Source organism: Arthrobacter sp. LT660 (assembly GCF_056172845.1).
The window spans coordinates 448,884-466,861 of sequence record NZ_CM149651.1; the positions used below are offsets into that span (position 1 = coordinate 448,884).

Consider the following 17,978-nt stretch of genomic DNA (forward strand, 5'->3'; position numbering starts at 1 on the left):
TGCTCAACTTCCGTGAAGGGTCCGGCCGCTGCGGCCGGTTCGGTTCGGTACTTCAGATGGTCTCGCGAGTTTATGCGCTGGTGGCATCCTGCACCTCGCCCACAAGTTCCTCAATAATGTCCTCGAGGAACAGCACACCCGTTGTTGTGCCATGGGCGTCGAAGACCCGGGCGACGTGGCACCCGTCCGGCGCATCGTGGCCAGGGCGTCCTCGAGATCGCTGCCGCTGAACGCCGGCGCGAGGCGCCGGATCCGCTTGGCCGGTACTGGGTCGCTGAACTTCTCCGGCGTCGTCAGGTCCATAACGTCCTTGAGGTGCAGGTAACCGGAGGGGTTCCCGTCCTCGTCCGTGGGGATGTACCGGGAGAATCCGTGGCTGGCGACGGCCCGCCGAATGTCCGCCGGCGTCGCCGAAGAGGGCAGCAGCACCATCTCAGCGATCGGCACTTCCACGTCGGCGACGGTCTTGGCCGTGAACTCGAAGGCCGCCGTCAGGGTCCCGCTGGTGTCCGTCAGGGTCCCGCTGGTGTCCGTCAGCACCCCGTCCCGGGTGGACTGCTCCACAATGTTCGCCACTGCGCCGGTGAACGGGGCAAGCTGTTGCTCGACCACTGCACGGATGCGCTGCGCCTCACGGGTTCGTCCGGACTGCTGATGCATTTCATAGACGGCGAAGGCGGTGTTGATCAGCTGCACCATGCGTCCCACAAGTCCGGCGATAATGACCAGTTACGGCTGTAACTTTTACGACGCCGCTGTCATTCTCCTCTAAGTCGTCTGCACGAAATGTCCAGAGTCGTCTGCACGGCCACCACATGTCCGCGAGGGGATCCTGTCTTGGGACGACCCTGTGACCGGAGCTCGACCTCACGATCGGCCTAGTCAGCTGCTCCACGGTTGAGGGTATGAGGAGGGCGGCACGGTCTTGCGCCGGCGCTGACCGGGCCCGGCTCGTCAACCCACGCGGCTGCCATTGTCTTGTCGTGTCCGGATGAGGCGACCGGTGAACTTGCCCGACGAGGTGCCTTATCTGCGCCATCGCAGGTGCCTCGAGTCCGAGGTGTGGGTCTCGTGCATCCGGTAGCCGGGCCATGGATGGAATGCCTGGCAGATTCAATCCTGCAGCACGCGTCAATGCGAACGGCGGGAGGTCGCGAAGACGAGAAGCAGGCCGCCGACGAGTGCGGTCGAGATGCCTAGGGCCAGGATCTCCTCGGGTGAGGGCTTGGAAATGAGGCGCTCCAAATATCGGACGGCCAGGACCAGGACCAGGGTGCCCGCGATCCGCCCCTTCAGGTGATCAAAAGAGGTGGTGGTCAGCGACGGCGGAAGATCGAGGTCGTGCACGAACAGCTCCCAGACCCCAAAGCCGACGATGAGCAGCACGGTCGCGATCAAGATGGAATCGATGCTCTCGAACAGTTTCACCAGGGCCGGATCGGAGGACAGGCCTTCTACGGCCAGGATGTGGACGAACGTCACTGCCTTGCCCAGGGCCCAAAGGTAGGTTACGGCCGAAAGGAACAGTGCAGTGGCTGCCCCGATGACGGCGGCGTACCGGATGTGTTCGATAGCCAGGCGTCGGCGGCGGCGGGGTGTCGGGTCGTTTTCCGGTTGCGGGACTGAACTGTCCGTTCGGGGCTGCATCGGGTCCTCTCGTCTGAACCTCATGGCTGCATTACTTGCGCGGACTGCGGCCTCCTGCCTGTTGCAGTAATCCGATCCTAACGGCCGCGGGCGGAACCCGCTCATCTCTTCGACAAAGGCGTCATCGTCCGCTTGGAGGCGCGGATTCAACGCAAGTGTCCTTGATTCCTTGTTCCCAGATCAAGAGTGGCGATCTTGCGCGGTGCGGTCCATGTTTGCGGAGGCTCTTCGGAGCAGGTCTGGGCCGGAAAGCACCACGGGCGCCCGGGAACTACCCCGACATTGTCACTCCGGGTCAGGTGCGGGTCATTAGGAGCCAGACGAGATACCCGAGGTACAGGACGACGAAGAGCCCGCCTTCAAAACGGTGGACCCTCCGCCCGCTGAGGAATACGGGGATGCACAGCAGCACCGCCGCGGTCATCAGGGGCAGGTCCACCTGGACGAGCTGCTCGGAGACGGTGATTCCGCCCGGGGCGGTCAGCGTGGTCACCCCGAGGATGAACGCAATGTTGTAGACACTGGAGCCGATAAGGTTTCCGACCGCCACGTCACGTTCGTTTCGCACGGTGCGATGAGAGTCGTTACCAGCTCAGGGGCAGAAGTGCCGATGGAGACGATAGTCAGTCCGATCAGGGCGTCGGATACACCCAGCTGCTGGGCGAGTTCCACGGATCCGCCCACCAGCCCGTGTGCTCCCAGTACCACCACGGCGATCCCGGCCACGAGCAGAACAGTATCCACGAGCCTGCCTTTCGGGGAGGGCCGGGGCGGCGCGGCGTATTCGGCTTCATACTCCGCGCGTACGGACGCCGACTCCCGCCGGCTAACACGCAGGATCACAGCCGTGTAGATCAGTGCGATGGCCACCAGCAGCACGCCGTCGGTCCGGGAGAGCGTCCGATCCAGCGTCATCAGCAGCACACTGATGGCTGCCAGTGCCATCATGGGTAAGTCGAAGCGGAGGATCTGACCGTGCAGTGTCAAGGGGCGCAGCAGAGCGCTGAGCCCCAGGATGAGGAGCAGGTTGACGAGATTGGTGCCGGCGATGTTGCCGACCGCGAGATCCCCGGCGCCGACCCACACTGCGTCGACGCCGACGGCCAGCTCCGGGGTGCTGGTGCCGATGGAGACCACGGTCAGCCCGATGACGAGGGGAGACACACCCAGCCGGGCTGCCAATCGAGTGCCTGCGCGGAGCACGAGCTCGGCTCCGGCGATCAAGGCGGCCAGCCCAACCACGATCAGCATCCAGCTCCCCATGAGACCCTGAACCTCCCAAATCCGATGGATTCCGACAAATCGTCGCAACACCCGCTCATCTCAGAAGCTCCAATGGACCCCCAGGGTCCCAGAAGCGCCGCGCCGTTGCTGGTGACTTGACGTCCTTGCGCAGTCTGCTTGCCCCTTCCTCGAGCAACATCAAGAAACTCGCACGGCAGGCAAGAGCTACGGGTGAATTCCCCGCACAACGAGCGGGGCAATGACCCACCACCCGAGCACAGTAACTTTGGCGGGATAACGATCTCAGAGACACATGCGAACCTTGTTTCGCGAGTTATTCTGCTTTAGTCTGGCTGTATCAGTTTAGCCCCGCCAACGGCAGTGGCAAGAGAAGAGGAGTTCCTGTGTCGAACCTGATCCCGTGGTTTGCTCTGGCCCTGTGGTCCGTCGCCATCGCCTTACGGTTGCATCCGCGAACCCGCTGCTGGGCCCCGCGCGGCATCGTGGGCAGCGCGGGGACGAGGACCTGTCCATACCATCCGTCCCCTGACGGGCCGGTACCTCGATGACCGGCCACGAGTGGCCGCATGAGTACCTCATGCGGCTTATTGTCCACCGTCTCTTCCCCCTCAAGGCTGGCCTGGCCCCGGTGTTGACCCGGCCGGCAAACGAGACGATGCTCAAGATGAACACGAGTACACCCCCCATCACCCTCGCCGACCGCATACGACACCAGACACCAGACACCAGACACCAGACACCAGACACCACGAGGAATGATCAGTAATGGCGATCAAGGACGACCAGTCATCCAGCTTCCTTCCGGCGATTGGCGCGAAGGAAGCGCCTCTGCGGGATCCGCACCTTCAGATCGCGACCGTCGTGGCGGAGTCGCTGGGCGTCGATTCCGCGCAAGGACTCGGTGAGGCAGAGGTTGCCCGACGCCGGGAACTGATCGGTGAGAACCGTTTGGCCGAGCGGCCGCGGCGGCCAGGTTGGCTGCGATTCCTCGATCAGTTTCGTAGCATACTGATCCTCATCCTGCTCGGTGCCGCGGTTCTCGCCGGCGTCGTCGGGGACCTCAAGGACACGATCGTCATCCTGATCGTGCTCCTGATCAACGCCTTGATCGGCTTCGTTCAGGAGAACAGGGCGGAGCGCAGCCTCGAGGCGCTGCGCGACATGCTGGTGCCCACCGCACGGGTCCGCCGGGACGGGTCGGTGCGGGTGGTCGGAGCGGTCGAGCTTGTGCCGGGTGATCTGGTCCTGCTCGAGGCGGGAGACCGGGTGCCGGCCGACGGACGGTTCCTGGTGGCGGAGTCAGTCGAGATCGACGAGTCCGCACTGACCGGGGAGTCTCAGCCGGTGGCCAAGGACACCTTGCCGGTGGGCGCCGCTCCCGGTGAGAAAGTGCCGCTGGGCGACCGCACCGGCATGGGCTACATGAACACCGCGCTCACCCGCGGCCGGGCCGAACTCGTGGTCACCGCCACTGGCGCGCAGACCGAGGTCGGCGCGATCGCGGAACTGCTTGCGAGCGGCGAGGAGCCCAAGAGCCCGCTGCAGGTGCAGTTGGATTCATTGGGCAAGCGGATCGCCCTGATCGGCGGGATCGCCATCGCCATCTACGTGACAATCGCCCTCGTGCGTGGCGAGCCTTTGGGCGAGCTGGCGCTCACGGCGGTGGCCCTCGCCGTGGCCACGGTGCCCGAAGGTTTGCCGGCCGTCCTGGCCCTCACCCTCGCCCTCGGCGTCGGTCGAATGGCCCGGCGGGGAGCTATCGTCAAGCGGCTCGCGTCGGTGGAGACCCTGGGCTCGGCTACGGTCATCTGCAGCGACAAGACCGGAACGCTGACGCTGAACCAGATGACGGCCCGTGCGCTGGTCTTCGCAGGCCAGCGCATGCGCATCGACGGCGAGGGGTATTCCCCGACAGGGTCGATCATTGCCGAGACCGCCGGGCAGCGGACCGGGGATCCGGGGCGTCTGCTGGAACCGTTTGTTCTGTGCAGCGACGCTGTGCTGGCTGCCCCGGGGGCGGGTGGCCGGGCTGGCATCGTCGGCGACCCCACCGAAGGCGCGCTGGTCGTTGCGGCCGTGAAGGCCGGGATCGACGCCCCGACGCTGCGTGCGGCGCACCCGCGGGTGGCCGAGTTGCCCTTCGATAGCGCCCGCAAGTTCATGGTGACCGCACACGAGGAGGACGGACGCATCCGCGTCTACCTCAAGGGCGCTCCCGACGTACTCCTCGCGCGCAGCACGGCGTTACTCACCGCCGAGGGAGTTCGTGACCTCGACGCCGCCGGCCGGGACCAGATGGCAAGCGAGGTCACAGCCCTCGCGTCGAGTGGTCTGCGGGTGCTGGCCGCCGCGACGACGTTGATGGACGACCTGCCCGCGGCCGGTGATTCGTCGAACGCTGACGCGTTTGAGCACCGGCTGACCGGCCTGACGCTGCTCGGCCTGGTCGGCATCGCTGACCCGCCCCGCCCGCAGGCCAAGGACGCCATCGCACTCGCCCACCGGGCCGGGGTCTCGGTCAAGATGATCACCGGCGACCACCGGGACACCGCGGCCGCCATCGCCCGGGAGCTCGGCATCCGCGGCGAAGTCGTCACCGGCACCGAGCTGGATCGGATGACCCCGGAAGAGCTGTCGGAACGCGTGGAGAGCATCGGGGTATTCGCCCGGGTCGCCCCGGAACACAAAGTCGCCATCGTCGGGGCGTTGACGGCCATGGGGCACGTGACGGCAATGACCGGCGATGGCGTCAACGACGCGGCAGCCCTGCGCGCGGCGCATATGGGTGTGGCGATGGGGCTCACCGGCACCGAGGTGACCAAGGAAGCCGGCGACATGATTCTCACCGACGACGACTTCGCCACCATCGTCGCCTCGGTCCACGAGGGCCGATCGATCTATGACAACGTGGTGAAGTTCGTCCGCTTCCAACTGTCGACCAACATCGGCGCCATCCTGTCCTTCCTCGGCGCGACCGTGGCCGGGCTCCCGGCACCGCTTACCGCGATCCAGGTGTTGTGGGTCAACATCATCATGGACGGCCCCCCGGCGATGGCCCTGGGCGTTGACCCCGCCCGACCAGGGCTGATGGACGAACCGCCGCGCAGGGCCGATGATCGGATCCTGGACCGGACCCGGCTGCTACGGATGTTGCGGGCCGGCGCAGTCATGGCGATCGGTACCCTGTCGGTGCTCACCCTGGCCGAGGGGGCCTACGGCGCCGCCGTGGCGTCCACCATGGCATTCACCACGTTCGTCCTCTTCCAGTTCTTCAACGCGCTCAACGCTCGGTCCGAGCGGCAGACGGTGTTCACGCGGCATCTGTTCACCAACCGCTGGTTGTGGATCTCCTTCGCCGCGGTCCTGGTCCTACAGGTCCTCGCCGTGCAACTGGCCCCGCTCCAGGGCATCTTCGACACCACGTCGCTCTCCGCCACCCAGTGGCTGACCTGCCTTGCGGTGGCGTCCTGCGTCCTCGTGGTCGAGGAAATGATCAAGCTCGCACGTCGGGCGGTGAGGAAGCGCTGAGACGATCGCTGACCGGGGGTGCTGCTGCGGCGAGGGCCAGGAAATCCCCCACCCGCACGTGTTCCTCCAGCGGGTGCCGAAAGCGGTTCTGCTGCACCACGGTGTACCGGTTCCGACGACCCACCCGCTCGCGGACGACATACCCGGCTTCCTCCAGGTCGCGAACGATCATTTGGACGGCACGTTCGGTGATGCCGACTTTGGCGGCCACATCCCGCATCCGCGACTGAGAATCACCCGCCAACGCGACGAGCACGTGCCCGTGGTTGGATAGGAAAGTCCAGTTGGAAGGAGGCTGCATGCGAACCATGATACGTGTTTTGAGTTACGTAGATCCATTGGCGTTGCCGCCCAGGGACATCTCGGCCCGGGGCGGTCCCGCGCGCTGCCCCTGCTCAGCAGTGGTACTCGGTCTGAAGGCGATGTATTTCCTGTTGGCCGAGCTGGTGGACCGCCTCGCCCCTCCACACCGGCCAATTCAGCAGCCCCCTTCCGTGGCCCGGTGCTCAGGACCCGGTCCCTTGAGGGAACGGCGGCCGCTCACCCACACCACGGACAAAGCACCCCTTGGAAGCAAAACCGAAAGGGAACGATGATGGACAAACCCGCCCGCCCAACGCCCCGCCCCATTGCCGCGGTTATCACCGATGGTCCTGAGGCGACGGCAGTGGCACGCCGTGCCGCGGCCCTCGCCTGCGCGCAACGACGGCCGACCGTTCTGCTGGTGCCCCTCGCGCAACCGGCCTTCACCACCGACGCCGCCATCGCAGCCCGCCTCCACCGGGAAGCGCTACGGGAGGCCGAAACCGTCGCCGCACGGGCGCACCCCGCCCTGGACGCCACCGGCGCGTTGTTCCATTTGCAGTTGGTGCGATACCGCGCTTGCCCCTTCCGCCGCGCACCTCAGTCCCAAGCCATAGCCCTGGCCTTGGCCCGCGCCGCCCGCCGGGCAGGGGCGGCCGTGATCATCACCCCATCGTCGTTGCCGGTGCCCTCCCTGAAGCACGGGGCCGAGGTCCTGTTCGTCGTAGCCGATGCGGCGCCCAGGAGCCATGAAAGTGCGCCGTCCGGACCGCTCGGAGATCGCCTCAGCGACCCTGCGCGCGGCGGGGAGCCGCCCAGGAACCCGCCACCCAATCCCGCCCCGCCTTCTGCCTAGCCACAACCATGGGCAATCGCCCGGCGGCCCCCGATTTTCGTCCGTCTCTTGGCGATCCTGATCCTGATCCTGATCCTGATCCTCTGGGACGGTATCCACCACTACCCAACCAATTCTGACAGGCACTCTCGATGAGCCTCCTAGTGATCTACCGTTTGAAGCCAGCGGCAAGGAGCTTGGGACCTAAACCAAGATCGGAGTCCTTAATGGGGCACGGACAGGAAATAGCGAAAAATGACTGTCGGCGTAGATGGCTCGGAGGCTTCCCACGAAGCCCTGCGACAGGCCCATTACCTTGCAGAGCCTCGATGGTCGCAACCTCAAGTGCCAGTCACACGCATTCATCCCTACCCGACCCTCAGGATCAAGCTCAAAACCTGCTCTGATCGGGACCACGCAAGTAGGAGCCCTTCAAATGCAACCTTGGACAAAAGGCAAGCCTGCGGCGACGACCGGCTGTTTCATACTGCTCGGTCTAACGCTGTGCGGGTGCTCGTTCACCAATCCAATCGCCACCCAGATGAGCGACTCACTCACCGACGGCGCACACGCATCAAGCGGCAACGTCCGACTACTGAACATCCTGATAGTCGGCGACTCCGCCCAGAAGCCTGGCCGCGTCTTGGGAACTATCATCAACGACACTGACCAGGACCTTATGCTCGACATCAACGTCGCAGGACAGCTCAGCAGCATCCTAGTCCTCGGTGAGAACTCGGTTCGTCTCGAGAGAGGTGAGCCGCTTCTCTTCGAGCGGGCCGGTGCTGACCCAGGGTCAATGGTGCCAATGACCGTCACATACGCGGACGAGTCCTTGACCGTGCTGGTGCCGGTCCTCGATGACTCACTGCCCTACTACGCCCCCTACATGCCCTGACACTTACTACCTCGGCTGCAACCCGTTGGTACTACCCTCACAGAGGGTGCTGCAAGAGATCCACAGTAAAACCCATCGTCATGATCGCTCCGCTTCCTCGGGCACGTTAACAAGGGGCGTCGATCTAGGCCGTCTCAAAGTTCGGGCATCTGAGTAGTGCGCCCGTCACTGAATCTTTTTGGATAGACGCCTGAACCCGCACACGATCATCCTGCACACTGGTCCCATGCAGTGGGGATAAAGCAGGGTGTGAAAGACATCAAGGGCCGTCAGCAGAATCACTCCAGTGCCTGCGGTGATACCCGCCAAATCAAGGATTTCCATGCCAGCGTACGGCCGGCAGCTCACCGCTCATCATGATTCTCGTATTCGATATCCGGTCTACGGCATTCAGTGTTTCATGCTTGAGTATCTTGGCGGGTTCCAGCCGCAGCTGCATGATTGACTTTGGTTAGTAGTTTTCGCTGTCTCTGGTGTGTGAACAACCAGAACGGGGCATTTTGCGTGTGCAATACAGGAGGCGCTGACCGAACAGATGAGCATTTTGCCCCCGGCGTGTTGTTCCATTTGCAGTTGGTAAGATACCGCGAATGCCCCTCCCGCCGCGCACCACCCCTTCGGCGTTCCCGGTGCCCTCCCTGAAGCACGGGGCCGAGGTCCTGTTCGTCGTAGCCGATGCGGCGCCCAGGAGCCATGAAAGTGCGCCGTCCGGCCCGCTCGGAGATCGCCTCAGCGACCCCGGGCACGGCGGGGAGCTGCCCAGGAACCCGCCACCCGATCCCGCCCCGCCTTCTGCCTAGCCACAACCATGGGCCATTCGCCGCCCACGGCCATCGCATCCGTTGACGCGGTGCCGTGCCACCACCTAGATTCCCGAATCGCCGAGGCGGAGATACGCGGGAGTTGGCCACCACCACCATGCGCCAACCGGCCCCGCCTCTGGTCGGGTCGTGAGCCCTCTACTTCCGAACGGACAAACCACGAAATGCCTTCCACGTTCCTTCCCGGCGACGGGACTCCTCTACCAGCGACGGACCATGCAGACAGTTCCGGGTCCGCGGCCCGGGACCAGTCCCAGCGGCCACAGTGGACACTGCTCACCAAACACGCCCAGGTACTGCTGGTCGTGGCCGGTTCCCCTGACGCACTGGTGCGGCCGTATGGTTTTGTGAGACAGCTTATTAGGAGCCCTCACTTAGATGCCCGAGCGTAAGAAGTACAAGCAGAAGTTCAAGGACGATGCCGTGGAGTTGGTGATTTCCTCTGGTCGTCCGATCGCGCAGATCAGCGTCGATATCGGCATTAACGAAGGCACGCTGGGTAACTGGGTGCGTAAATACCGTGCCGATCATCCGGAGCGTTTCACGGCGGAGGAGAAAGCAGCTGTGCCGTGGGAGGAACATCAGAAAGCACTGGCCGAGAACGCGAAGCTGAAGCAGGAAATTGAGTTCCTGGGAAAAGTCAGCGCCTTCTTTGCAGCGAAGCAACGGTAGAGGATTACTACCGGTTCATCGAAGCGGAGAAGGCCAACCATCCGATTGCCTGGTTGTGCCGAATCCTGAAAATTTCCCGTGCCTCGTTCTACCGGTGGCGCACCCCGGCAGGACCGTCACCGCGGTCCGTCCGCCACGAGGTCCTCGTGGCCGCGGTGACCGGTAAGTACGCCGATTGCGGCGGTAAGGCCGGCCGGGACCAGCTGGTCCGTCTACTCAACGAGGACGGCGTCAGCGTCTCTTCTGCCACGGTCGGGGCGATCATGCGCGAGCACGGCCTGCGCGCGGTACGGACGCGGGCGTGGAAGAAGACCACGGAGCAGGACCCGCAGGCAAAGACCGCCCATATCGAGAACCATATGCTCGACGAGGACGGGAAGCGGGACTTCACCTCCGAGGTGCCCGGGACCCGGTTGTGCGGGGATATCACGTACCTGAAAACCGGTGAGGGGTGGCTGTACCTGGCCACCGTGATTGATCTGTGCACCGGCATGGTGATCGGCTGGAACATGGACCAGCACATGCGTACCAGCCTGTGCACGAGTGCGCTGGCGATGGCCCGCGACCACGGATACCTGCACCCGAACGGAGCGATTTTCCACTCCGACCGAGGCACGCAGTACACCTCTTCCGAGTTCCAAGCCTGGTGCGCCGGTAACGGTGTCACACAGTCGATGGGCAAGGTCGGGATGTGTTGGGACAATGCGGTCGCGGAGAACTTCTTCTCGCATTTGAAAACCGAGTACTACCACCACCACAGCTTCGCCAGCAGGCTGGCCGCCAGGACCGGCGTCATGGAGTACATCGAGTCCTGGTACAACCGGAAACGCCCTAACGCAAGAGCCGGCCACCGGTCACCAGCGGCAGCTCTAACTGCCCATCAAGCCCCCGGCCAGGAACTCCTCGCCGCGTAACCCAGAAACAACCGAACTGTCTCAAAAACTTGACGTACGCATTCCAGGTGTTCGAGTTCGTTTCGTCCGTGGCAACGAGCCGCATCCCGAAGACCTGGGTGGGGTTGTCCGCCCAGTGCTGGACGATGGCGGTCGCCGGGAAGAACACCGACCCGCCCGGGCAGACGGACGAGGAGTAGCCCTTGGACGCGGAGCTCGTGCCCTGTCCCGTGATCGTCGCGGCCGGCTGCCCCGTCCACACCAGCGAGGTCGAGTTCCAGTCCTCGAGAACGCGCTGCAGGCGGATCTCCGAGGACGCGCACGAATAGGAATAGTAGTTGTTCAGACGCAGCTCGGCCTTGACGATCTTCTTGCCCGTGAGCGTCTGCGGACTGAATTTCATGTACGTGCGAGCCCGCGTGGTCCCGCCGTCGAACGTTCCCACACGCAGCTCGGTGGACCCGCCGTGACCGATAGTCGATCCCGACTGCACCCACGTGTCAGCGCCCGCATTGCCCGACCACGCCGGGTCGATCGTCACCGGATAGACCCGCTCCGCGGCCTGGAGCCAGTCGGCGTGAGCGGTCAGGATCAGGACCTGGACGCCGTCTTCGTCCACGAGCTGCGTGTCCACGGGTGTTTCCGCGGCGGGCAGACCGGATGCCGCGTCGATTTCCGCGTCCCACATCAACGGGGTGGGCGCGTGGAAGACGAGCTCCCCGTCGGCGTTGACGACGCGGATCTCGGAGTCCTCGGGGTCCAGGGACGCCACCAAGCCTTCGGAAAAGGTGAGCGGGAACCGGAGGACGACGTCGCCCTCCGGCGCCTGGTCCAGGACGACGTTGTGCTGGAAACCGGTCCGAGTCGGTTCGACCACGACACGGGCATCAGCCGTGCCGGCCGGCTCGGCCGTCGGCGCGGCGGGTGCGGGGCCGGATCCACCCGGTTCGTCCGGGGACACGACGGGCACCTCGATACCGGTCTCGTAGACGGCCTGGCCGTCGGCGAGTTCAGGTGCCGGCAGCGGTCCCTCCCACCCCAGGACAAGGGTGTGGTCGGCGGCCTCGCCGGTTCCCGTCATCTCCACCAGCGGCACCGCCGCTTTGGAACCGAGCCCTTCGCCGGCGGAGACCTCGAGCCGGGCGCCGGTGGCGGTGAACGCCCGTCCGGCGTCCGAGAACACCCCGGTCTCCGGGATCGGTTCCATGGTCCCGTCCTTCCCCGCACGGAACTTCGGCAGGGTGAAGGACTCCGACGTCCACGTCCCGTCCGGGTTGGAGAACACCTGAGACGTCTCGGTGCGCTGGGAGGTGTCCTCCACCCGATGCCCTGTCGCCCGCGCGGTGACCTGCGCCGACATCGCATCCGGCCGGGTACCGGTCTGGGTCGCATCGGCCGCTGCGGGTGCCTGGTCCAGAGGCTGGGCCGCCACCGGAGCCAAGCCCGATCCCACCAGCGCGAACGAACACACAGTCGCTGTTACGGCAAGGAAACGGCGCACGGCAACAGAAACGGCAGTGGACACCGTTACCCCCCAGGGATGACAAAACCCCCACGCACTCGGTGGGGGCTTTTCGAATGAATTGCTCAACAAATACACCAGAACTGTTGCACAGGCAATACCCAGCTTAGTCAGGGAATGCACACGTCGCGTTTCCGTGTGTTCAGGGAATCGTGTGCGCCTAACCTATGGCGTGGACGCTTGTTCAGGCACGCACCCCGCCGACATCTGGGCGGCAGGATTCTCGTCCCATTGCAACGACCGAGCCCGACGCGGCGCCACGGGATGGCCATCCCGAAGCACGGCCACCGCCTTCCTGCCACCTATGCAAAAAAGCTACAAGTGCAAAAGAGTCTCGACGTCATGTCTTGCAACCGGCGGGTATCAAGACACCCGGAGGTTTTTGGATGTCCACGAACGCCACCAGTATCCCGGTGCCAGTTTCGACGACACACCGCGCGTCCTCGTCTCGAGGTAAGGATGGCTCCGTATGCATTGGTCCAGAGCGCCTCGACCTGCTTCGTTTCTTCCGGTGGAATACGCCGATTCAGTGAAATGTCTAGCTCGCGCCCCGACTTTGGCGGATAGGACAACCTGCTTAGTGGCGGGATCCGAGCCTTGGCAGCCCGTAGAAGTCGGCAGTGCCGGCGAAGTCCGGATCCGGACCAACGTTTTCGGAGACCAGTTGCAGAAGGTCGTTCCTGCCTGGTGATAAACCGGCGTCGCTGCGGCGATCCCAATAGGCCCAGCACCGGCCCATGAGCGTTTTCGATTGGTAGGAGATCCCGAGCGGCTCGGATCCGTCGTCGAGGGATTGGCCGCGGATGACGTGGGCGAGCAAGGTGGTCAGCGTACGGTCCTCGCCCTCGATCGTTCCCGAGGTGAGGAGCCGAAGCTGCTCGGTCGTACCACCTACTGTTGGGACGAGCCGTTCCAGGGCAGCGAGAGTGTCGGCATGGTCCATTTTGATCCACCAGCCTTCACGCGGCAGCCGGATCTCGTAGATTGAGCGGTCCATTTGCCAGTCGACCGAGATCGCCCAAGGAACGTCGACCCCATTGGCGGCGGCTTCGGAAGCCACCTGGTCGATGTATTCATCGACGTCCCAGCCGACCGTCTCGGCAACCGCGGCGATTTTCGCGCGCTCCTTGCGAAAGGCCAGAAGCACCTCCGCATACGCGCCGCGCCGGGAGTCCGCCAGGTAGATCGTGGACCCGATGGTGTCGAAGCGGCCTCGACCATCCCCCACCGCCGGGTCTGTGCCCACCGGCAGGGGTCCAACGATGGAGTTTGCCCTGGCCGACAGTGCACCGTAACGGTCCTTAGCGACCCGGTACGCCTTCTCGCCATCGGTCAGAACGAGTCGGAGTCCCGTGCCGGTGCATGTGCGCTCGGTTGCCGTCGCGGTCACGCGGCGTATGTGTCGTTGACGAAAGCCTCGGCGGCTCCAAGGACCTCGCGGGAGCGTTGCTGCTGGATGTAGAGCACCGGCAAGTTCTCCTCCAGACGCGGGTTGGCGCCCATCAGCCAAGCCAACGCCACATTCTTGCCCTCGGCCCTCTCGAGTGTCTTCCACACTCGATAGCCAAGCCGCAGTCGGGCCTCGACTTCGGGCCGGGGCTCGGTCCCGTCTGGCTTTGCCCATTTATAGGGTGAAGTGCGGTCCTTTACGCCGGCCATGGACTGCACGACGGCGGCCCCCACGTTCTCTATAAGCTCTCGCACAAGATCGTGGATGTTCATGCGCGTGGTGCCGAGGTAGATCTCGTCGCGTGTGGTCGCTTCCATGTGTCAATCGTGCCACGACGAGCGACATTGGGCAACATCTAAGCGATGCTAAAGCAACTGTAAACCAACAGCCCTGAGGTCTGCCGAGGCCCACGACGAGCCTCGGCAACCGCTTGTGAGACATCGCCTATCGCAATTACGCGCTAGCTTGTGAGACAAGGAAATGGGACGGTTCGTAGAGTTTTCCATAAGTCCCGAGTGTCTCGACGCGGCGTCTTTCAACCGGCTGCTTACGAGACACGTGTATTGGTCCTGCCTAGTCAGGGGAGTCGCGGATGATCGAGTGGACTCCTTGGGGCCTGACGAGTGAGTGTCCTCGATTTCACGTGGCGTCAGTCCGGTGGCTACAGGACGCCGTCCTGCTGGGTGGTCCGGCACGTGGACGACCGCGGCCTCATTCGTTCTCGAGGTTTTGTTCCTTGCCCGATCCGCCGAAGAGGAGACCCGCCTTGGCCAAGGATTTGGCTGGCGGATACCACTGGATGGGGGTGTCGTCGAGTCGTTCGTAGAGTTCCTCGATCGTGGCGACACTGAACGAGTCGTCGTCGTCGCCGGGACCAGGGGTGTTCCAGTCGTTGATCGCATAGTCGGCGGAGTATCCGAAGTCGTCGGGGCGAGGCTCTCGGCGGCGACGCGTCTTGCCGTAGGCCAGGATGAGGACGTCGTGGCCGAGCCATGGGCCGCCGAGGACTCGGCCGGCGAACTCGCGGCGGCCGGCCAGGATCGCGTCCCAGCTCGGGCCGTGTCCCTGCTCCGGTTCGGGAGCTGCTTCCAGCGAGTGCATCTGGGCCACACGTTCGGCCCATTCGCGCCTTTGTTTCCACCTCATATGCAGAGCCTATGGCCGGTCGGGCGGGGTGGAGATCCGGCGACGTGGCACCTAGCGCTTGGTGGTAGCGGTAGTCCGTCGAGTTGGTAGCACGTTTCCGGGTACACGGTAGCGCTGGCGGTTGATGTACTGCTCTGCTGTGAAGGGACAACGCATTCGGCGTTGTCGTTTCATTGTTAAGGGCGGGTTCATGGTGGACTATCGGAAAATATTGGGGCTGTTGCTGGAGGGGCGGAGTTACCGCGAAGTCGTCGAGATCGCGGGGTGCTCGCATCGCGACGTGGCCCGGGTTCGGCAGGAGATCCAGGGCCGGGGTGTCACTTCGGTGGGTGCGATCACCGACACTGAGCTCGCGAAGTGGTTCCCCGACGGGCGCCGGAAGGTATCAGAGGAGTACGTCCAGCCCGACCTGTCGCAGGTGCTGGCGTCGATGAAACAGAACCGGCACTTCACTCTGCTGTTGGCTTGGCGCCGTTACGTCGATACCAAGGACGCGGGCAAGAAGTACGGGTATTCGCAGTTCTGCGCCCTGTTCACCGATTATCTCCGCACCCACGATTTGGTGGCGGTGCTCCGGCACGAGCCGGGCCGGGCGATGCTGGTGGACTGGGCCGGCGACACGATGGACGTCGTTGACACGATCACCGGCGAGGTGGTCAGGGCGGTGTTGTTCGTTGCTGTGCTGCCTTTCTCGGGCGTGATCTTCTGCCGCGCCTACGCGGATATGAAGTCCCCGGCCTGGCTCGACGCTCACGTTCAGGCGTTCACGTTCTTCGGCGGCGTTCCGCAGATCGTCGTTCCGGACAACCCGACGACCTCGACCCACCAAGTCCACAAGGGTGACGCGGAGCGGGTTGTGAATACTCGGTATCAGCAGCTCGCCGACCATTACCAGTGCGCGATCGTTCCGGCACGCGTTAAGCGCCCGCGTGACAAGGCCGCAGCCGAGAACGCGGTGAACGTCGTGAACAAGCGCGTCATCGGTTACCTCGACGACGATGTCTTCACGACCGTGGCCGAGTTGAATGCTGCGATCGAGGAGCGGGTGCGGGAGATCAACCACGACATCCGCCGCGCTGACGATACGACCAGGTGGGAGAGGTTCGACACCGAGGAACGGGAGTTCCTCGAGCCGTTGCCGGACGCTGCGTTCGAAGACGTCTCCTGGAAGGAACTGAAGGCCGGCCGTAATTACCACGTCACCGCCGAAACGCAGCGGTATTCGGTGCCGTTCGCTTTGGCGGGGAAGCTGTTGCGGGTGAGGCTGACCTCGTCCCGGGTGACGGTCTTCGATGGGCACGAGATGCTCTGCGAACACCCGCGGTTGACCGGCCGAAAGGGCCAGTACTCGACCCTGCCCGGCCATGTCCCGCCGCAGCACCGCAATATCGATGGGCTGTGGTCCAGGCGGTGGTTCACCGATCGGGCGCGCAGCGTCGGGCCGGCAACCGTCACGGTGATCGAGCAGATTCTCGACGGCCAGGTGATTGAGGCGCAGGGCTACCTGTCCTGCCAGAACGTCCTGGACGGGCTCGGCAAAAACAACCGGGAACGGCTGGAGGCGGCCTGCCAGGAACTCGTGAACCGCAGCGCCCATCCGACCTACTCGACACTGAAACGTCTGATGGCGGCGATCGACAGCGACGCGAAGAAGCCTCGGCCGCAGGTCCCGGCGGCCTCGACACGCAAACGCGTCAGCACCGTCGTTTTCCGCGACACCATGCCAGACGTCTATGTTCGCGATGCCTCCCACTATGCACGCGACGAGGAGGGGAAGTGATGTTCACCAGCATCGATTATGACAAGTTCCGGGCCCTGCGCGTGACCCACGTCGCGACCCGGCTGGAAGAGCTCATCCAAGACGAAGGCAACGACACCCTCACCCCCGAGCAGCTGTTCCTAACCGCCGTCGACGACGCCCTTGAGTCCCGGCGCATCAACAAGGTCGACAAACTCATCCGCCAGGCCGCCTTCCCGATCCCGGGCGCGACCGTCGCCGAGGTCGACTACCGCGACGGGCGCGGCATCACCCCCATTCGGATGCGACGCTATGCCGCCCACGACTGGCGCTCCGACGCGACGAACCTGCTCATCATCTCGCCCACCGGCGGCGGGAAAACCTACCTCGCCTGCGCGCTGGCCATCGGCGCCTGCCAGAGCGAACACTCGGTTCTCTACTTCCGGATGGACGACCTCGCCCGTCGGCTCGTCATCGCACGCGGCGACGGCATCGCCCACCAGAAACTGCTGAACGAGCTCTCCAACATCGACCTGCTGATCATCGACGACTTCCTCACCGTCGGCATCGACAGCGACGCCGCCAGCGACCTGTTCGCGATCCTCGCGAACCGCGAACACCGGCTGCCGACGATGATCGCCTCGCAGACCGGGCCGGCGCATTGGATCGCCGAACTGCCCGATCGGGTCGCGGCGGACTCGATCGTGAACCGCCTCGCCAACAACGCCCGGATCATCAACCTCGGCCAGATCGATATGCGAAGGCACCAAAACGACCAGGCCCGCGCCCACCAGGACTACTGGGAATAACACCGGAGCGGCCCGGGTACACAGCGCCCGGGCCGCTACCACCTCGCCAGAACCGCGCTACCGACTAAATGGACTACCGCTACCAGCAAGCGCTACTCGCCACGCAATGTAGCCACGAGTCCCGGTCGTCGGTGTAGAGTCGCACGCCGACGTCCTCGTCGAAGACGTCCGCGACGACGCGGGCCAGCATGGCTTGGATGTCGATGGTCACGGACTCAGTCTGTCAGTCGTGTGCCGGGGCTGAACCTCACGGCACGGCGAGCCGGGAGGGGACCGTGGACACCATCACGCGCTTCGGCTTTCCGCCCGCCAGCTTCTTCACGGCAAGCAGGTCCGGGCGTCGTGCCACGCTGCCTGCGCGTCGTCCAACCGGCTGTGTGCGCCAGGTACCGGGCAAGTCACTAATTCCCCTTTTGATAACCACCGCCGAGCATAGACCGAGCAGAAATGCCGATATCCGACGTTGCCGAG

Annotated in this window: 13 protein-coding genes and 2 pseudogenes; 6 read left to right on the forward strand and 9 right to left on the reverse strand. The window is 64.3% G+C overall.

What is annotated here, in order from left to right; translation table 11 throughout:
• Window positions 1-70 precede the first annotated feature (70 nt).
• The 3 genes and pseudogenes from AC0QSG_RS02080 to AC0QSG_RS02090 form a co-directional block, all read right to left on the reverse strand.
• A pseudogene (locus AC0QSG_RS02080) lies at window positions 71-576 on the reverse strand (CBS domain-containing protein); the annotation flags it as partial.
• Between the two features lie 555 nt (window positions 577-1,131).
• Entirely contained in the window at window positions 1,132-1,671 is a 540-nt protein-coding gene (locus AC0QSG_RS02085; protein WP_350005820.1) for a YqhA family protein, read from the reverse strand.
• A 271-nt stretch (window positions 1,672-1,942) separates the two neighbouring features.
• Window positions 1,943-2,910: pseudogene (locus AC0QSG_RS02090) on the reverse strand (calcium/sodium antiporter).
• Window positions 2,911-3,657: 747 nt separating this feature from the next.
• Between AC0QSG_RS02090 and AC0QSG_RS02095 the strand changes: the two are divergent.
• Window positions 3,658-6,420 (forward strand): cation-translocating P-type ATPase, encoded by a 2,763-nt coding sequence (locus AC0QSG_RS02095; protein ID WP_350005822.1) that lies wholly within the window; start codon window positions 3,658-3,660, stop codon window positions 6,418-6,420.
• Here AC0QSG_RS02095 and AC0QSG_RS02100 read toward each other — a convergent pair.
• On the reverse strand, window positions 6,386-6,721 hold the full coding sequence (locus tag AC0QSG_RS02100; protein WP_350005824.1) for a helix-turn-helix transcriptional regulator: 336 nt from the start codon (window positions 6,719-6,721) through the stop codon (window positions 6,386-6,388). The two genes, AC0QSG_RS02095 and AC0QSG_RS02100, sit on opposite strands and share 35 nt — an antisense overlap.
• 366 nt (window positions 6,722-7,087) lie before the next feature.
• Here AC0QSG_RS02100 and AC0QSG_RS02105 point away from each other — a divergent pair, with 366 nt between their 5' ends.
• From AC0QSG_RS02105 to AC0QSG_RS02115, 3 genes are all read left to right on the forward strand, one after another.
• Complete coding sequence (locus tag AC0QSG_RS02105) at window positions 7,088-7,579, forward strand: hypothetical protein (RefSeq protein ID WP_475376492.1); 492 nt, start codon at window positions 7,088-7,090, stop codon at window positions 7,577-7,579.
• A gap of 415 nt (window positions 7,580-7,994) precedes the next feature.
• Window positions 7,995-8,456, forward strand: a complete 462-nt coding sequence (locus AC0QSG_RS02110; RefSeq protein ID WP_350005827.1) for a hypothetical protein — start codon at window positions 7,995-7,997, stop codon at window positions 8,454-8,456.
• A gap of 1,199 nt (window positions 8,457-9,655) precedes the next feature.
• Window positions 9,656-10,863, forward strand: a protein-coding gene (locus tag AC0QSG_RS02115) for an IS3 family transposase (protein ID WP_475375874.1) whose coding sequence is annotated in 2 segments (ribosomal slippage) — window positions 9,656-9,911 and window positions 9,911-10,863 — 1,209 coding nt in all. Because the reading frame shifts where the segments join, the coding sequence is not laid out codon by codon here.
• On the opposite strand, the gene AC0QSG_RS02120 is transcribed toward AC0QSG_RS02115, so the two are convergent.
• The 4 genes from AC0QSG_RS02120 to AC0QSG_RS02135 all read right to left on the reverse strand — a co-directional run bounded on the left by AC0QSG_RS02120 (window position 10,781) and on the right by AC0QSG_RS02135 (window position 14,960).
• Window positions 10,781-12,367: a DNRLRE domain-containing protein gene (locus AC0QSG_RS02120; RefSeq protein ID WP_475376493.1), complete on the reverse strand. Its 1,587-nt coding sequence runs from the start codon at window positions 12,365-12,367 to the stop codon at window positions 10,781-10,783. The two genes, AC0QSG_RS02115 and AC0QSG_RS02120, sit on opposite strands and share 83 nt — an antisense overlap.
• Window positions 12,368-12,941: 574 nt before the next feature.
• Window positions 12,942-13,754 carry a hypothetical protein gene (locus tag AC0QSG_RS02125; RefSeq protein ID WP_475376494.1) on the reverse strand — a complete coding sequence of 271 codons (813 nt, stop codon included), beginning with the start codon at window positions 13,752-13,754 and terminating at the stop codon, window positions 12,942-12,944.
• Window positions 13,751-14,131: a hypothetical protein gene (locus tag AC0QSG_RS02130; RefSeq protein ID WP_475376495.1), complete on the reverse strand. Its 381-nt coding sequence runs from the start codon at window positions 14,129-14,131 to the stop codon at window positions 13,751-13,753. The genes AC0QSG_RS02125 and AC0QSG_RS02130 overlap by 4 nt, the downstream gene beginning before the upstream one ends.
• Before the next feature lie 394 nt (window positions 14,132-14,525).
• Entirely contained in the window at window positions 14,526-14,960 is a 435-nt protein-coding gene (locus AC0QSG_RS02135; RefSeq protein ID WP_475376496.1) for a hypothetical protein, read from the reverse strand.
• A gap of 190 nt (window positions 14,961-15,150) precedes the next feature.
• On the opposite strand from AC0QSG_RS02135, the gene istA reads away from it, so the two are divergent.
• Together istA and AC0QSG_RS02145 are read left to right on the forward strand one after the other, a co-directional pair.
• On the forward strand, window positions 15,151-16,740 hold the full coding sequence (gene istA / locus AC0QSG_RS02140) for an IS21 family transposase (protein ID WP_475375123.1): 1,590 nt from the start codon (window positions 15,151-15,153) through the stop codon (window positions 16,738-16,740).
• Complete coding sequence (locus AC0QSG_RS02145) at window positions 16,740-17,507, forward strand: ATP-binding protein (RefSeq protein ID WP_475375122.1); 768 nt, start codon at window positions 16,740-16,742, stop codon at window positions 17,505-17,507. Before istA ends, AC0QSG_RS02145 begins: the two co-directional genes overlap by 1 nt.
• Window positions 17,508-17,586: 79 nt before the next feature.
• Here AC0QSG_RS02145 and AC0QSG_RS02150 read toward each other — a convergent pair whose 3' ends face one another.
• A complete protein-coding gene (locus AC0QSG_RS02150; RefSeq protein ID WP_475376497.1) occupies window positions 17,587-17,718 on the reverse strand; it encodes a hypothetical protein in 132 nt (43 codons plus the stop codon).
• Window positions 17,719-17,978: the final 260 nt, after the last annotated feature.